The 15,227-nt window shown below is 41.8% G+C and carries 17 protein-coding genes and 1 tRNA gene; 9 read left to right on the forward strand and 9 right to left on the reverse strand.

Annotation, left to right across the window (positions count from 1 at the left end):
- Positions 1 to 269 precede the first annotated feature (269 nt).
- Positions 270 to 482, reverse strand: coding sequence for a PspC domain-containing protein (locus JMX63_RS02440; protein ID WP_057761485.1), 213 nt, complete (start codon positions 480 to 482; stop codon positions 270 to 272).
- Positions 483 to 1,393: 911 nt separating this feature from the next.
- Here JMX63_RS02440 and nadR point away from each other — a divergent pair.
- From nadR to JMX63_RS02455, 3 genes are all read left to right on the forward strand, one after another.
- Positions 1,394 to 2,452: a multifunctional transcriptional regulator/nicotinamide-nucleotide adenylyltransferase/ribosylnicotinamide kinase NadR gene (gene nadR / locus JMX63_RS02445; protein WP_201570677.1), complete on the forward strand. Its 1,059-nt coding sequence runs from the start codon at positions 1,394 to 1,396 to the stop codon at positions 2,450 to 2,452.
- A 108-nt stretch (positions 2,453 to 2,560) separates the two neighbouring features.
- Positions 2,561 to 3,292, forward strand: coding sequence for a nicotinamide riboside transporter PnuC (pnuC, locus tag JMX63_RS02450; protein WP_101205749.1), 732 nt, complete (start codon positions 2,561 to 2,563; stop codon positions 3,290 to 3,292).
- 222 nt (positions 3,293 to 3,514) lie between these two features.
- Complete coding sequence (locus JMX63_RS02455) at positions 3,515 to 3,949, forward strand: Mpo1 family 2-hydroxy fatty acid dioxygenase (RefSeq protein WP_102091859.1); 435 nt, start codon at positions 3,515 to 3,517, stop codon at positions 3,947 to 3,949.
- Positions 3,950 to 4,162: 213 nt separating this feature from the next.
- On the opposite strand, the gene JMX63_RS02460 is transcribed toward JMX63_RS02455, so the two are convergent.
- From JMX63_RS02460 to JMX63_RS02470, 3 genes are all read right to left on the reverse strand, one after another.
- The gene (locus tag JMX63_RS02460; RefSeq protein ID WP_057761493.1) at positions 4,163 to 4,774 is read right to left on the reverse strand and encodes a nitroreductase family protein; all 612 of its coding nucleotides are present in this window, start codon (positions 4,772 to 4,774) and stop codon (positions 4,163 to 4,165) included.
- Positions 4,775 to 4,879: 105 nt separating this feature from the next.
- On the reverse strand, positions 4,880 to 5,593 hold the full coding sequence (locus JMX63_RS02465) for a pirin family protein (RefSeq protein ID WP_102091858.1): 714 nt from the start codon (positions 5,591 to 5,593) through the stop codon (positions 4,880 to 4,882).
- A gap of 346 nt (positions 5,594 to 5,939) precedes the next feature.
- A complete protein-coding gene (locus tag JMX63_RS02470; protein ID WP_102091857.1) occupies positions 5,940 to 6,320 on the reverse strand; it encodes a DoxX family protein in 381 nt (126 codons plus the stop codon).
- Between the two features lie 137 nt (positions 6,321 to 6,457).
- Between JMX63_RS02470 and JMX63_RS02475 the strand changes: the two genes are divergently transcribed.
- A complete protein-coding gene (locus JMX63_RS02475) occupies positions 6,458 to 7,363 on the forward strand; it encodes a LysR family transcriptional regulator (RefSeq protein ID WP_101205745.1) in 906 nt (301 codons plus the stop codon).
- Positions 7,364 to 7,397: 34 nt separating this feature from the next.
- Here JMX63_RS02475 and JMX63_RS02480 read toward each other — a convergent pair whose 3' ends face one another.
- Both JMX63_RS02480 and JMX63_RS02485 read right to left on the reverse strand, forming a co-directional pair.
- Positions 7,398 to 8,804, reverse strand: coding sequence for a Na+/H+ antiporter NhaC family protein (locus tag JMX63_RS02480; protein ID WP_201570679.1), 1,407 nt, complete (start codon positions 8,802 to 8,804; stop codon positions 7,398 to 7,400).
- A 209-nt stretch (positions 8,805 to 9,013) separates the two neighbouring features.
- Positions 9,014 to 9,088 (reverse strand) — tRNA-Gly (locus JMX63_RS02485).
- 530 nt (positions 9,089 to 9,618) lie between these two features.
- Here JMX63_RS02485 and JMX63_RS02490 point away from each other — a divergent pair.
- From JMX63_RS02490 to JMX63_RS02505, 4 genes are all read left to right on the forward strand, one after another.
- A complete protein-coding gene (locus JMX63_RS02490) occupies positions 9,619 to 10,431 on the forward strand; it encodes a M48 family metallopeptidase (RefSeq protein WP_102091855.1) in 813 nt (270 codons plus the stop codon).
- 316 nt (positions 10,432 to 10,747) lie between these two features.
- Complete coding sequence (locus JMX63_RS02495; protein WP_201570681.1) at positions 10,748 to 11,068, forward strand: BolA family protein; 321 nt, start codon at positions 10,748 to 10,750, stop codon at positions 11,066 to 11,068.
- A gap of 74 nt (positions 11,069 to 11,142) precedes the next feature.
- Positions 11,143 to 11,502 carry a SirB2 family protein gene (locus tag JMX63_RS02500; RefSeq protein WP_101205742.1) on the forward strand — a complete coding sequence of 120 codons (360 nt, stop codon included), beginning with the start codon at positions 11,143 to 11,145 and terminating at the stop codon, positions 11,500 to 11,502.
- A 165-nt stretch (positions 11,503 to 11,667) separates the two neighbouring features.
- Positions 11,668 to 12,063 (forward strand): hypothetical protein, encoded by a 396-nt coding sequence (locus JMX63_RS02505; protein ID WP_102091853.1) that lies wholly within the window; start codon positions 11,668 to 11,670, stop codon positions 12,061 to 12,063.
- 203 nt (positions 12,064 to 12,266) lie between these two features.
- Here JMX63_RS02505 and trxC read toward each other — a convergent pair whose 3' ends face one another.
- The 3 genes from trxC to JMX63_RS02520 form a co-directional block, all read right to left on the reverse strand.
- On the reverse strand, positions 12,267 to 12,704 hold the full coding sequence (gene trxC / locus JMX63_RS02510; RefSeq protein ID WP_102091852.1) for a thioredoxin TrxC: 438 nt from the start codon (positions 12,702 to 12,704) through the stop codon (positions 12,267 to 12,269).
- 159 nt (positions 12,705 to 12,863) lie between these two features.
- On the reverse strand, positions 12,864 to 13,484 hold the full coding sequence (locus JMX63_RS02515) for a class I SAM-dependent methyltransferase (protein WP_102091851.1): 621 nt from the start codon (positions 13,482 to 13,484) through the stop codon (positions 12,864 to 12,866).
- 159 nt (positions 13,485 to 13,643) lie between these two features.
- On the reverse strand, positions 13,644 to 14,516 hold the full coding sequence (locus tag JMX63_RS02520) for an MBL fold metallo-hydrolase (RefSeq protein WP_201570682.1): 873 nt from the start codon (positions 14,514 to 14,516) through the stop codon (positions 13,644 to 13,646).
- A 379-nt stretch (positions 14,517 to 14,895) separates the two neighbouring features.
- On the opposite strand from JMX63_RS02520, the gene JMX63_RS02525 reads away from it, so the two are divergent.
- Positions 14,896 to 15,183, forward strand: coding sequence for an ArsR/SmtB family transcription factor (locus JMX63_RS02525; RefSeq protein WP_057761516.1), 288 nt, complete (start codon positions 14,896 to 14,898; stop codon positions 15,181 to 15,183).
- The last annotated feature ends 44 nt before the right edge of the window (positions 15,184 to 15,227 follow it).

The following is a 15,227-nucleotide window of genomic DNA, read 5'->3' on the forward strand; positions in this document are numbered from 1 at the left end:
TAGTGAGCATAAAACCTCGGTTGTATAGCGTAATTTCAGGCAAATCATCATAGAATTCGCATTAATATAATGAATAAAAAAATACCCAAATGCGCTAGCATTCGGGCAGGAGGAAAATTGTATCTTGGGCATCCTGATTGATCAGGCTTTTTATTTTTTGGAGGTCTACTGTTTTTAGCAACTACGTCTAACTTAAACTTAACTCTTTAACTGGTTCAGAAAACCTAATTTTAAAAAAGCTAATTTTAAAAATAACTATCAGGCTCCTATTATTGATAAGACTGACTATTGGCTTTTGGCATAATTATCCATAGGATGATATAAATCAAAATGCCTGGTACTGCTGCGCTTAACGATGAGATAATGACGAATAATACTCTCACCCATGTTGGCGACCAACCAGCATATTCTGCAATGCCACCCATCACACCTGCTATCATGCGATTGTTTGGTGAGCGATGTAATTTTGCTAACTTAGCCAAATCAAATACCTCTCTATTTTCTATTCTTATTTATTTTTTTATTCTATTTTTCTGATTTTTTTACGTATTTAGCTAAAACATTATCTTGCTTTGCTAACTTACGAATCAGTATATCAATAATTCAGGATTTATCTGTTGAAGGTATAGCAGTACTTTGTGAGTTTATGCTACTCAAGCTTACCCTAATCTGTCATAGCACCATGCAAGCCCCTGATTTTAAATAGTTATTTCAAAATGTTTCAAAATCATCTTTGTTGCTATAACCTTGCAATCTCGCTTCACGTATCTTGTTATTTTTAATTTAATCAAAGAGATAAGCTCGCTTTATAACGCTAAAATCGAGTGAAACTTTTGATAGTCTGAATAATATTTTAGCTGACCAAGTTTACTCGATTAAAAGAACCCTCAATTAGAAAACGTGCGATTCCATGTACGTGCGATATACCATGTTTTTACAATAACCCACCTGCAAATCATCCAAAACCTTTATACCATGCTGATAAGTATACTATGCTGATACGTAACTCAGATTTCAGACGTTCTACTATGAAAACTAGGACACTGCTCAACTATTAGATAAAAATACCTTTACGAAGAATACTAGAAGTAAAGAACGTGGTTGGTATTACTGTTCTTAATAAATGTCTACTTTGGATCATTTAACTTAGACAGCATCAGCCATATTTTTTGGAATAGACATGGAACACTAGGGCGTGTCTTCATTTCAAAAATGGTGATAAAAATGAGATAAATTGCCGTCAAACGAGGAAAATAGTGCAGATAATATCGGGATATTAACCAGCGATTTGACGATGTTTGGCAAAATTTAGCTGTTTTTAGCCCATTTAGATAACTATCGAGTGAATTGAAGACACGCCCTAAGATTAAAATAAAAAATAATAAGGATAACTATGTACGACACTGGATTGATGATTGGACATTTCGAGCCCCTGCACTTAGGGCAGATGCGCAGCATATTGGATGCAGCAGGACAAGCCAAAACCTTACATATCGTCATTATGGCGCATCCATCGCCTCATCCAGATTTTACTATCACCTTACAAGACAAAGCGCGCTGGCTACAGATGGCCTGTGCCGACTTGCCATTTATTCATATTCATACTACTCATGAGATCGAGCTACCGCTGCACGAACATCTGTATAGTGCCAGTGATGATGTCAGTATCGATGTCGCTGCTAGTAATGCCAAATTGCAACGTTTAATAGACGCATTATCACTGTCAGCAGAGACTGTATTGTTTATGGCGGACAACCATCCGCTCACTCGCAATGACATACAAGAGCAACTGCTTTTGCCAGTCGTTACTACGCCGTTACAGCTCGAATTTGACTCTTATGCGATTGCGCGTGATCCCGTTGCACATTGGTTAGCACTTCATCCGCAAGCCCGCGCCGACTATACCAAGACTGTCGCTATCGTCGGCGGTGAAAGCTCAGGTAAGACAACGCTAGTCCATAAGCTTGCCAATTATTATGGTGCCAGCTTTGCTCTAGAGATGGGTCGCCTATATGTCGGTACGGATTTGGGTGGTAGCGAGGTTGGACTACAGTACAGTGATTATGGCCCTATTTGTCTTGATCATGCTGAGGCAATCCGAGAAGCTAAAGCCAATGCAACTGCCCCTATCACCATCGTTGATACTGACTTTGTCACTACGCAAGCATTTTGTGAAGAATACGAGGGTCGCACACACCCTTTTGTGGCTGCTTGTATTGATGAGTTTCGTTTAGACCACACCATCATGCTAGACAATAATACGCCATGGGTTGACGATGGTATGCGATCTTTGGGTACGCCTGAAGCACGTGGACGCTTTGAGCAGCGTCTGATAGATATTTTCGCGCGTCACAATATTACGCCGCATATGATCGATCAGCCCGACTATGATGCTCGCTATCAGCAGGCATTGTTATTGATTGATCAATATATCTATGGCAAAAAATCATAAACTGTACTGAGCATATTTATAATAATTTATTCACTAGCACACGTTATTTAACTAGCACATGGTAGTTAGCACTATATTGATATCAGTATTTACTTTAGGGGAAAAGCGATGCGTATTCAGCTATTGGACAACATCACCGGAAAATGGGCGATGCAATGGATTATCATTTGGTTTATTTGCGGTGTCATTGCCTTATCTGCGGGTTTTTGGCTCACGACAGACCATACCACGCTTGATTGGTTTTATTTAGCAGTCTCGTTCATTGGTTTGGTCTGCGTAGTCTCGCTATCATTCCGCAAAAACGTCATGGGCAATGGCTTTGGTATGGGGGCAACGGCAGGCGAAGTCATCGTACAGGCAACGTCTGGCGCAGTAGGTTTGATGCTTGCTCCACTATTTAACTTTTTTACCCATGTTTACGGTATCTTTTATTGGTCGAAGCATACTGACCCTGATGGCGACATGATACCCAAGTCAGCGAGTAAAGCTGTCTGGTTAATCACTGCTGCATTCATTATCATTGGTCTTGCCCTTTTTCCTACGGTAAATGACTTATTAGCAAGCTATGGTTATGCGGTCGTACAGGATGATAGTAGTCTGTTTTTGGGATTTATCTCTTTCTTTTGGATTAATGTGATTGCCTTTGTGCTTTCTATTACCGCTCAAGCAGCTATGATTCTGCGTTATTCATTTAATTGGTGGTTATGGATTATCGTCAACTTCGTCTGGCTCATTGTGAATCTGATGTCTGGTAACTATATCTTTGCTATTCAGACTATGGTGTATCAAGTAAACGCCTTTATCGGCCTTTATGAATGGCATCGCAGCGAGCAAGGATAATGTGTTTCTTGTAGAAAAGAACCCTTGGGAGTTTGAATAAAATCTTGCTGATATAGTATCAATAGTACGAGTGAACTTGACTGTGCCGTCTATCAGATAACATGGTAGACAGGCGCAATTAGTGCTACAACTGATATTAACAATCATATTCATACTGAGATCAGTAGCGAGTCCATTAGCTAGTATCAGTTACTTATCTTATTTACTAACAGGGAGGTTAGTATGTCTCGTCAACCCAAAATGTCTAAACGTACGCTAGAGCAGTGGCTTAGTGAGTACTCTGTCAGTCACCAAAACTTGGTCAATAAAAAAATCCATTGGTTATGTGTGCCAACCATTTTTGTCAGCCTGTTAGGCATGGGCATGTCGCTATCCGTATGGTTTACCTTAGTACTAAGCGCACTGGTATTACTGTTTTATATGCGTTTATCTACGCCACTGTTTTTAGCAATGGGAATGTTTATTCTTATTTGTCTATCAGTGATGGCAGCGATGCCATGGGGCTTTAAAGCGTGGGCAGCGGTATTTGTCGTTGCATGGATTGGCCAGTTCATTGGGCATAAAATCGAAGGTAAAAAACCTTCTTTCTTTAAAGATTTACAGTTTTTATTAATCGGTCCAGCATGGGTCGCTAACAGTTTGATGCAACGTAAATAGTCGTTAATCTCTGCGTAATTTCTGCAGGAATTTAGCTTAGCTGTAGGCTATTCGATAAAATCTACAATTCTCACCCTCAACAAAAGAATGTCGCCAATAAAAAAACGCCACCCAGATATTACTGAGTGGCGCTTTTTTTACGTAAGCTTTTAGGAATATTGATATTTTGGGACTATTAAGCTTTTGGGGTTATATAGAATAGACTACTCTATCTTACGCACCAAACACTTTCATACGCTCTTCGACTGGCTTAAATGCTTTTTCTCCCGCTGGCTGCTCAATCGTTCCAAATACCAATTGTGCATTTAGCGTCCAGTCTTTGTCGATATCCCAAGCGCTGGCTACTTTTTGATCGATTACTGGATTGTAGTGCTGTAAGTTTGCGCCAACATCGATACTGGCTAGTGCCGTCCAGATAACATACTGATGCATGGCGCTGGTTTGACTTGCCCAGATTGGGAAGTTGTCAGCATATAGTGGCGCTGCTTCTTGCATGCCTCTAACGACTGCTTGATCTTCAAAAAACAGCACCGTACCAGCTCCGTTACGGAAACCATTGACACGCTCTTTAGTCGATTTGAACTTCTCTTCGTCACCAACGATTTCGCGCAATGTATCTTCGGTCATATCCCACAACTTGCGATGGTCATCGCCGAACAATACAACGATACGCGTTGATTGCGAGTTAAACGACGATGGCGTGTGCAAAATAGCATGCTCAACTATTTTCACGATTTCGTCGTTAGCTACTGGCAGTTGGTTGCTTAGCGCATAGATAGAACGACGTTTCTCTGCAAGCTGCTGTAGTGTTGTTAAATCTGACATAGTGTTTCTCCATGTTGTTAGTAAAATAGTTATTAATAAAAATAATTTTTAGCGTTAATGGTTATTGATATAAATGCTTTAATTGATAAAGAGCTTTGTTCTTGACTACATAAATAGCGGTACTTCCATCACTAGCACACGGCTAGCTACTGTTGCGTCCATCATAAAGCTCTGAATATCCCAAATGCAAAGGCCGTCACGAATAGACAGGACTTGGCCATCTATCACGACTTCACCACTGATGACAAATACGTAGACACCGTTGTTAGAGTCATTTAACTGATAAGTTTGCGATATACCTTCGTCAAAACCACCCATGCTAAACCAAGCATCTTGATGAATCCAAACACCTGCATCATCGGCATTAGGTGACAGCACTTGGCTAAGCTCGTTAGGTCGCATGATATCGCCCATATGTACCTGCTGATAACGCGGTGCGACATCCATTTTGTTTGGTATCACCCAAATCTGCAAAAACCTCACAGCCTCTGCATCGTCACCATTCATTTCACTATGGGTAATGCCTGTACCCGCTGACATCACTTGAATCTCACCAGTTTCTATGACGCCCTCGTTGCCGATACTATCGCCATGAGCGAGCTTGCCGGATAGAGGAATACTGATAATCTCCATGTTACGGTGCGAGTGTTTGCCAAACCCTTGACCGCCAATGACAAAATCATCATTAATAACGCGTAAGGCACCAAACCCCACACGCTCAGGATTATGATAATTGGCAAAGCTAAAGGTATGCCTGCTTTTAAGCCAGCCATGATTGGCATCGCCACGTGAGTCTGCTGCATGATAGATTGTTTTCATTATTTATCCTTAGCTATCAACAGATTAATCCTCTATATACTTATTATCGATTAATCTATTTAAACAATAGGCTTATTATAATTATTAATTCTACATAGATAAACAACACTAAATGCAATTAACTATTCTTTTTTATAGAACAATCAGAGCGGTTTTAACGTAATATAGATTTTTTACATATATTAGCACAGCTAACTTTATATAAATTACTTTAAGTTATGTTTATATAAAAAACTGTCTGCTGTTGAAATGTTCTGTGAAAATGTTCATGACTGTTTTTATTTAAAAGTACCCATTCATGATTGTTCTTCGTAAGCGTATAAGAGGTAGATCAGTTACTGATTGTTTATCGCTTATTGTCTATTGAGTAAGCACCCGCACCATGAGCAAAAATCATCAAAAACCCACCTGCGATCGAAATGTTTTTCATAAATGAGATCATCTGTGATTCATCAACCCAGAACTGATGAAAAAGAATAGCTGACACGATGCTAAACCCGGCGAACAAGAAAGCGATTGGGCGAGCTTTATAACCTAGCAAGACAGCGATACCACCTAGTACCTCAAACGCGATTACCAATGGTAGTAACATACCAGGCACACCTACTGACTCCATATAGCCTTGAGTAGTCGCATAATCTGTGATTTTACCAATGCCTGCAAAGATGAAAATGATTGATAATAATAGACGACCGAGCGGTGCGCTAAATTGCTGTAACTTGTCCATAATAATGCTCCAAAAGTGTGTTTAATCCTGTCTCTAAGTAGAGAATAGCGCGATTATAGGCGTTGACTAGCATGGGATAAACAGCAATAATCACAAATATAAGTTCTTGGTGTAAGAACAATCATGAGGCATCGATAATGGGTCAATTAGAAGACATGGCGATGTTTGTACGCATTGTTGAGGCAGGTAGTATTACTAAAGCTGCTGAGCAGTTAAATATTGCAAAATCAGCCGTCAGCCGCCGACTTAAAGAATTGGAAGAGCGTTTAGGCAGTCAACTAATCAGCCGTACTACCCGCCAATCTAAGTTGACGCAAGCTGGTGAGCAATATTATCAGCAAGTGAATAATATCTTGCGTGCGGTTGACGCTGTCAATGAGCATGCTACTGACGCTCCCATGCGTATTGAAGGTACGCTAAAAATGACAGCGCCGTTGTCCTTTGGACTCATGCATCTGAACGATGTGATTGATAAATACGCCAATAAACATCCCAATCTGAGATTCGATCTGGATTTTTCTGACCGACGTATCGATTTGATTGAAGAAGGCTATGAGTTGGCTATTCGAATCGGCGAGCTACAAGATTCTAGCTATCAAGCAAAAAAATTGGCATTGATTCGTTGTGTGATTTGCGCCAGTCCCGATTATTTGGCAAGAATGGGCATGCCTGAGACGCTAGACGATTTAGACAACCATGCGCTTTTGCAATACAGTCTCGGTCAAACCAATAGTATAAACTTGGTGGATACTGAAGGCAGAAGTCATCATCGTACGATAGATGCCAAAATCAAAGCCACCAATGGTGAGTTCTTAGTAGATTTGGCAGTCAAAGGACATGGCATTACCTTTGTGCCGACTTTTATTGCTTATAAACAACTGGCGCTGGGCGAGCTGGTACCTGTCTTCCAACACTATCAATTGCCAACCCTAACCGCTTATGCTGTTTATCCAAAGAATCGTTTTTTGTCGCAGCGTTGTCGTTACTTGATTGATTTTATTGCCGAGCAATTCGGTGATAATCCGTACTGGGATCAGTATTAATCAACACTCTTATTATCCTTAACGATATCAATTGCTATTGATTTTGGGGCGCCGTCCCTTCTTTCACTTTACTAATCGTCAGCCCCGTGAACCCGAATAGCAGTGTCAGCAGTAATGACAAATAACAGAAAAACGCATAAGGCAAGTAGTCTAATACTGGCACCCCTAGCGCCTGACTAATAAATACCCCGCACACACTCCAAGGCACTAATGGATTAATCACCGTTCCTGCATCCTCAATCGTCCGAGACAAATTCTTCGGATGTAAATTCAAGCGCTCAAACGTTGATCGAAATGCTGTACCTGACAACAAGATACTCAAGTACTGCTCACCGATCAGCACGTTAATGCTTAGTGCCGACATCGCTGCCGCAAAGATAGCTCGTCCTGATGTCGTCAATGTATCCTTAATACCAGATAGCAGTGCTGGCAGAATACCTAGTGCCGTTAATAGACCACCTAAGCTTAGGGCTAGTATCACAATCGCCTGGGTAAAGAACATACTCTGTACACCACCACGTGACAGCATACCACCTACTTCCCCTAGCTCTAATGACTCAGCAGGGGCATAGCCTGCAAACAGATACCCACCCAATTGACCAAAGCTTGGTGAGCTATGTACATAAGTAATGATCAGTGCCGCAGCAATAGTACAAATAATCGTATAAATCGCATTGACCCGAAACAGGGCTAACCCAACCAATACCATAAAGGGCAGTACCGAATACCCATGTACCAGACCGCTGTCTATCAGCTGACCTTGTAGTATGGTCACTTGACTCAAATCAGCACTAGTCGTCTGTCCTGAGAACATCCAAAACAAGATCACCGTCAATATCCACGCAGGTACGGTCGTGTACATCATATTGCGAATGTGCTCAAACAGATCGATACCGACTACTGAAGACGCAATGGTGCACGTATCAGACAATGGCGACATCTTATCACCGAAGAACGCGCCTGACACTACAGCCCCCGCTGCTATCGCCACATTGGCATCAAACGCATTACTCATACCAATAAACGCCACGCCCAAAGTAGCTGCAGTCGTCAAACTACTACCTAGGGCAATACCGATAATAGAGGTCAAGATAAAGGCAGAGATATAATAGTACTCAGGTGAGATAAGCTGAAAACCTACATACATGAGTGTAGGAATCGCACCCGACATCATCAAAGCCGCAACCATCAGTCCAATAAAGAAGAATAGGTAGATGGCACCAATACCGCGCATGACACCTGAGGCCATTTGCGCTTGCATGTCATCAAAGCTGAGCCCTTTATACATACCGATAGCCAGTAGCACACAGATAGCCAAGATAAGAGACAGATGTGGCACCCAGCCAAAGCCGATCATGGTGATACCCATGATACCGATGACGATGGCGGATATGATAAAGGCGAGCTTGGCACTGATTAATGTGAGGGGTTTTGGTGGCATTGGATGCCCTTATGTTGCTATAGGTTTAGTTTGCTCAGGTATTCGGGGTGCGCATCTATTCTTCAATATCGATAATCTCTGTCTTGCTGATAGTTAGCTTTAGTTTTTGATTTCTATGTTTTCGCTATTAGCTGACTTAGGACAGATTTTACACATAAAAAAAAGCCTCACTGTGAAGTGAGGCTTTTTGCGCTTTTTCAAGCCATATTTGGAGCGGGAAAAGAGATTCGAACTCTCGACCCCAACCTTGGCAAGGTTATGCTCTACCACTGAGCTATTCCCGCTTAGTATCAATCCGTAGCGTTGTTAACAACTACTCCGTCTCGATAGGCTGGCTATTTTAGCAAATATTCTGTGGGTGTCAACACCTTTTTTAGAATTTATTTCTAATATTTTTAGCTAAATGCCCTTTTTATCGGATAAACAAACATAAGCAATTGATTTAAAAACAGGAATTAATTTTAATTGAATTAAAAATATTTCACGTTAATTATAGAACTTTAAGCCTAGGCTCTACTCCCTTCAGCTTTATATTGGTCATAAGACAATCGATAAAGTAAAAACTTACTATTTTCACTCTAATAAAAAGATATCGCACTTACAATCATACGCTTTATTGTTACTTTTCCTATCTTGGTTTTAGGTGGTTAACATTATTATACTTATGTCCAATGGCAGTTAAGGTAGACTTTTACTGTTTAAGCAGATGAATAAGCACTACTAAAAGATTAATAAACACGGCTCCCTCATCTGCTGCACTGTTTTTTAACTTGTTTGGCTTTATGTTTTTCCATCTTATAGAGAGGATATTTTTATGAAGAAGTTATTGAGTACGACGGTAATGGCCGCTTCGTTGTCAGCCCTGACCTTGACTGGCTGTACCAGTACGACCAGTACTGGCGCGGTTGGTGTTGATCGTCAGCAGTTGCTATTAGTGTCTAGTGAGCAAGTATTGGCGCTATCTGCCCAAAGCTATGCCAAAACAATACAAGACGCAAAATCAAAAGGTGTGCTAGATACCAACACCGCTCAGCTAAACCGCTTAAAAAATATTGCGAACCGTTTGGTTGGTCAAGTTGGCGTCTATCGCGCAGATGCAGCCAAGTGGCAATGGGAAGTACACACCATCAAGTCTAACGATCTAAATGCATTTGTGGTGCCGGGTGGTAAGATTATGTTCTATTCAGGCATCATCGATCGTCTGAACCTTACTGATGATGAGATTGCTGCCATTATGGGTCATGAAATCTCTCATGCATTGCGTGAGCATTCACGTGAGCGTCTGTCACGTGAGTATGCAACCCAAACTGGTATCGGTCTGGCCGCCAGTATATTTGGTTTATCACAAGGACAGGCTGAGTTAGCTGGTACTGCTGGTAATTTAGGCTTGAGCCTACCCCACAGTCGCACTCAAGAAAGCGAAGCTGATCAGATTGGTCTTGAGCTGATGGCACGTGCAGGTTATAACCCTCAGGCGGCTGTTACCCTATGGCAAAAAATGCAAAAAGCAAGCCAGGGTGAGCCACCACAGTTCCTTAGCACTCATCCAACGAGCAGCAGCCGTATCGCAGAGTTACAGTCATTGATGCCAAAAGTTACGCCTCTATATCAACAGTCGCGCCGCTAATAAGTAGCTAATTATCTACCTTTACGCTTTATCAATGCGTGTTTAGATATCAGAGAAGCAAAGTACAGCCAAAGTGTTGTGCTTTGCTTTTTTAGTTATAGCCAGATATTGCAGGTTTTATAATTGGCAAGTATTGCAGTTGATAAGCATTGCAGTTGATAAGCACTGTAGTTGATAAGCACTGTAATCAGCAGGGTTTGCAGTTGATCGATTTGGCAATCGCACGCTATACCACTTACCGTGTCTGTTATAATGCCGATAAATATTATTTGCAGATTGCTCAATCAAATTGCGCAAAATACATTGAAGGATTGTTATGAATACCACACCTACTGCCGACGCACTTCATGCCGAATTACAGGCGCTTGCGCCGCAGCATATCGAACTGATTAATGAGTCAATGTCTCATGCCGGTTACTTTGAAGGTAAAGAAAGCCACTTTAAGCTCACTATCGTTAGCGATGCATTTGACGGCAAAAGACTGGTCGGGCGTCATCAGCTGATATATGGCTTAGTCACGCCTTTACTCACTTCACAAGGCGGCCAAGTACATGCCCTCGCTATCCATGCCTATACTCCGACAGAATGGCAAGGTCAAAGCCCTGCGAGTCCATTATGTGCCGGTCAAAACAAATAGCCGATTATGTTTGCATCGCAACTACATATTTTAAATTAGCCTATATAATGCAGTTTTAGAGGGAGCAATATTCAATGAAACATCTACATATGCTGATGGCAGCGCTGACTGTTGTGCTATTTTTATATCAAAGTTACTTAGTACTCAGCGCAGACCGCCGCGCACCACGTGTGGTCAAAATAGCCACGCATATTATCTATGCCCTGCTTATCCTGTCAGGTGCAATGATGCTAATGCAATTGATGGGTGCCAACGCTCCTGTACAGTGGGTGTTTGCCAAAATTATCTTACTGATCGCTGCTATTAGTTCAAGCATTAAAGCGTTTAAGGTTGATGCGACACCTGTGCAAAGAAAAACAGGCATTCTTATCGCTGCCGTTGCCTATATTGGTATCGTGATACTTGCCTTTGCCAAGCCAGCAAACTTATTTTAATAGGCGATTTTCTATTTTAATAAGCAACCGTTTTAGAAAGCTGTCGATGTGTTGATGATATGATGCGAAAATTTTTAATCATCGATGGATTTTCAATATCTTAATTGCGCTATTTTTGCTATCTTAAATAGATATAAATACAATCACTTAGCCACTGGAGCCATTATGAAAACGTTTACGACAGCGACACTACTAGCTGGCATTTTTGCGCTCTCAGGCTGTGCCTCTACTGGTAACATCACCCCGCAATATGTACCGCCAAGTACTTATCAAAATTATAATTGCCAAGCACTTGGCCAAGAGTATACTCGTGTCAACCGCTATGTCGAAGCGGCACGCAATGAGCAGTCTACCCTATCGGCATCAGGCGTCGGTGTTGGTGTCTCTGCAGGACGCTGGGGTATCTCGCCGAATATCAGCTTTGGTCTAGGCAAAAGTAACAATACCAAAGCACGTGATGCAAAATTATCGCGTCTCTACGGTGAGCGTGATGCAATTGTCCAATCTGCCCGCATTCAGCGTTGTAGCTTTGCCAATGGTATCAAGATTTATGGTGAGTAAGCTTAAGAAATTGCAATGCTATCTGCACGACTAAGATAGTGCCTGATACCGTAAAATAGTGTATGACACCATAAAATAGTACATGAAATAGAAAAAAAGCCAATATGCAGATCGCATATTGTCTTTTTTATTGCTACGGTTTTTTATAAGAAAACATGAGCGTTTAGATAGCTTGGAGAAAAAATAATCTAGCCTGACTAATACTAAGACTGTAAGCTTTGTACCCACTGAATGATTTGATGACTTGGTAGCGCGCCTGATTGTCGCGCCACTTCTTTACCGTTTCTAAAAGCAACCATCGTTGGCAAGCTGCGAATATTGTAAGGAGCGGCTGCCTGCTCGTATTTATCCGTTTGTACCTTGGCAAAGACCACCTGTGGCAATTGGCTAGCAGCGCTCTTGAACTCTGGCGCCATCATGATGCAAGGCTGACACCAGCTCGCCCAAAAATCCACGATAGTCAGTACATCGTTCTTTTGGATAACCTTATTAGCTGTTTGCGCATTTAGCTCATGTGGACTGGCAGTCAATAATGGCTGACCACATTTACCGCATTTTGGCGCAGCGCTTAATCGTGCAGCAGGTACACGATTGGTTGCTTGGCAATGTGGGCATACTAGATGAAAACTTTGCTCACTCATTATTTAATTCCTATTATAATTATTTTGTTATTTCAAATACTGTTCATGAACGCTCTTATCTAAAGGCTATTTACGTTGCTTGCTGTAGTTATAGCTGTAGTCGTCGTTGCGTTGATTGATTACATGAATAATTTTAGCATAGTTAATTGGGCTTATCCTTTATGCGAGTTTCTGTGCCACACCGCTATACACATAGCTCATCGGCCGTGGACCGGGCAAATACGCTTCGCTCAACTCATCAATAGCAAAACCACCTTCTCTAATAAGCGCCGGAATATCGCGATTTAAATGACACCCACCTGCTATAGGCTTCCAAAAAGGCGTCAATCGATGCTGCCAACGCTCAACAGAAGAATCTGGTGCCAGTCCGTGCTCACAAAATAGTAAGCGACCGCTAGGTCTTAGCACGCGCGCCATTTCTCGGAGCGCGGCTACTGGGTCATCAATACTGCACAAGGTAAAAGTCATTACAATCGTATCAAATTGATCTGTATCAGCATGAATACCTTGTACATCGACAGCTATCACTTCAACCGGAATGCCAATGTCAGCTGCACGCTCACGAGCCAGCGACTGCATCTGAGCTGCTGGATCCACACCGATAATAGAAGAGACTTTATTAGCATCATAAAACTGCAAATTCAAACCGCTGCCAATGCCAATCTCCAACACCTTACCGAGCGCTTGCGGAACAATTTTGGAACGTGCTTTCATGACATTGCCCGTACTACAGGCAATATCTATCATCTTTGGCAACACATAGCGCTCGTAAGGGTTCATTGTTCTCTCCAGTTATTGCCGCCTTTAGCGCTTGCAGTTGGTCATACACAGTATCTAAAAACGGACAGTCTACAGGTTAGCATTCTTATAGATATCAATCATACGATACTTACGTAGAGCTGCATCAGGTAATGACTTTCAGTTATTGCACTGTTTAACTTATCCACCAAGGACATTGATCGGTACTTTTAGATAGCGCGTACCATTGTCCTCTGGCTCGGGAAAATGTCCGGCATCGATATTGATTTGTACAGCAGGAATGATAAGGCGGGGCATATCTAAAGTCGCATCACGGCGCTCACGCATCTGCACAAACTCTGCTTCGTTTATACTGTCTTTGACATGAATATTTTCTAGTTTTTGCGCGGCTACTGTCGTCGTTGGGCAATGCTGACGACCTTTGCTCGGATAATCATGACACAAATACATGACGGTATCTTCAGGGAGTGCTAGCAGCTTCTGAATAGACTGATAGAGTGTTTTAGCATCACCGCCCGGGAAATCACAACGCGCTGTACCGACATCAGGCGCAAACAACGTATCGCCAACGAATACCACTGTTTTTTCATCATCAGCGGCTAGATAGGCCATATCGGCACGCGTATGACCGGGTACATACATCGCAGTGATAGTAATGTTGCCAAGCTCTAAGGTCTCGCCTTCGTCTGTCAAAATATCAAACTGGCTGGCATCAGTGCGGAAACTGGTGTCAAAGTTAAAAATTTGCTTAAAGATTTTTTGTACTTCGGTGATATGCTGACCGATGACTAACTTTCCGCCAAGGCTTTCTTTTACATGAATGGCCGCTGACAAATGATCTGCATGCGCATGGGTTTCAATAATGTACTTGAGCGCCCAATCCTGCTCACGTACAAACTCAATCACTTCATCGACACTGCTGGTATTGGTTCTGCCTGACTTAGCATCGAAGTTCAATACAGGATCGACAATGGCGCATAATTTTTGCTCAGTATCAGCAAGTACGTGGGTATAAGTTTCTGTGTCGCTGTCTAAAAAAGAATGAACTTGCATGGCGGCCTCTTTAATTATTTATACATTAAGTTATTTATACATATTTTGGTCATAGGGATTTTTATCTTTAATTAACCCTTAAGTATGATATTCAGTCGTATATAATGCGTTCCTACGACTTATCTGATGCCACCAATATAACAATCACCATACAATTTATCAATTTATATAATGTAATTAATGATAACTTGCTATGTGGCGTGATATCATTGATAATCAACTATATATTGTTCAAAACATCATGGTATTTGTTACCCTCTAATGTAAGGAATTTGTTCTGACTACTTCTATTTCAGCCGAAGGTACACCTACTCGCAGTACCACTGACGATAGGTCATCTGATACTGCAGATTTAGTACCTGCCGATCTTGCTAAGCAAATGCAGCAAGCATCGCTACAAGCCAGCCAACTACTAAAGTCGCTATCGCATCCTGATCGCCTACTTCTTCTCTGTCAATTGACCCAAGGTGAATATTGTGTCGGTGAGCTTGAGGATTTGGTCGGGGTTGGACAGCCGAGCTTATCGCAGCAATTGGGTATATTGCGTAAAGACGAGCTGGTCGCCACACGCCGCGAAGGTAAGCAAATTTACTATAGTATCGCAAGCGAGGATGCGCTAGCTGTACTCGATCTACTGTATCAACGTTTTTGTGCCAAAGCAGAATAACGCCGCCCTCGCCTAATTATTTGTATTATCTACTGTGGTGATTG

This window comes from Psychrobacter nivimaris (assembly GCF_904846365.1).
GTDB classification, from domain to species: Bacteria; Pseudomonadota; Gammaproteobacteria; order Pseudomonadales; family Moraxellaceae; genus Psychrobacter; species Psychrobacter nivimaris_B.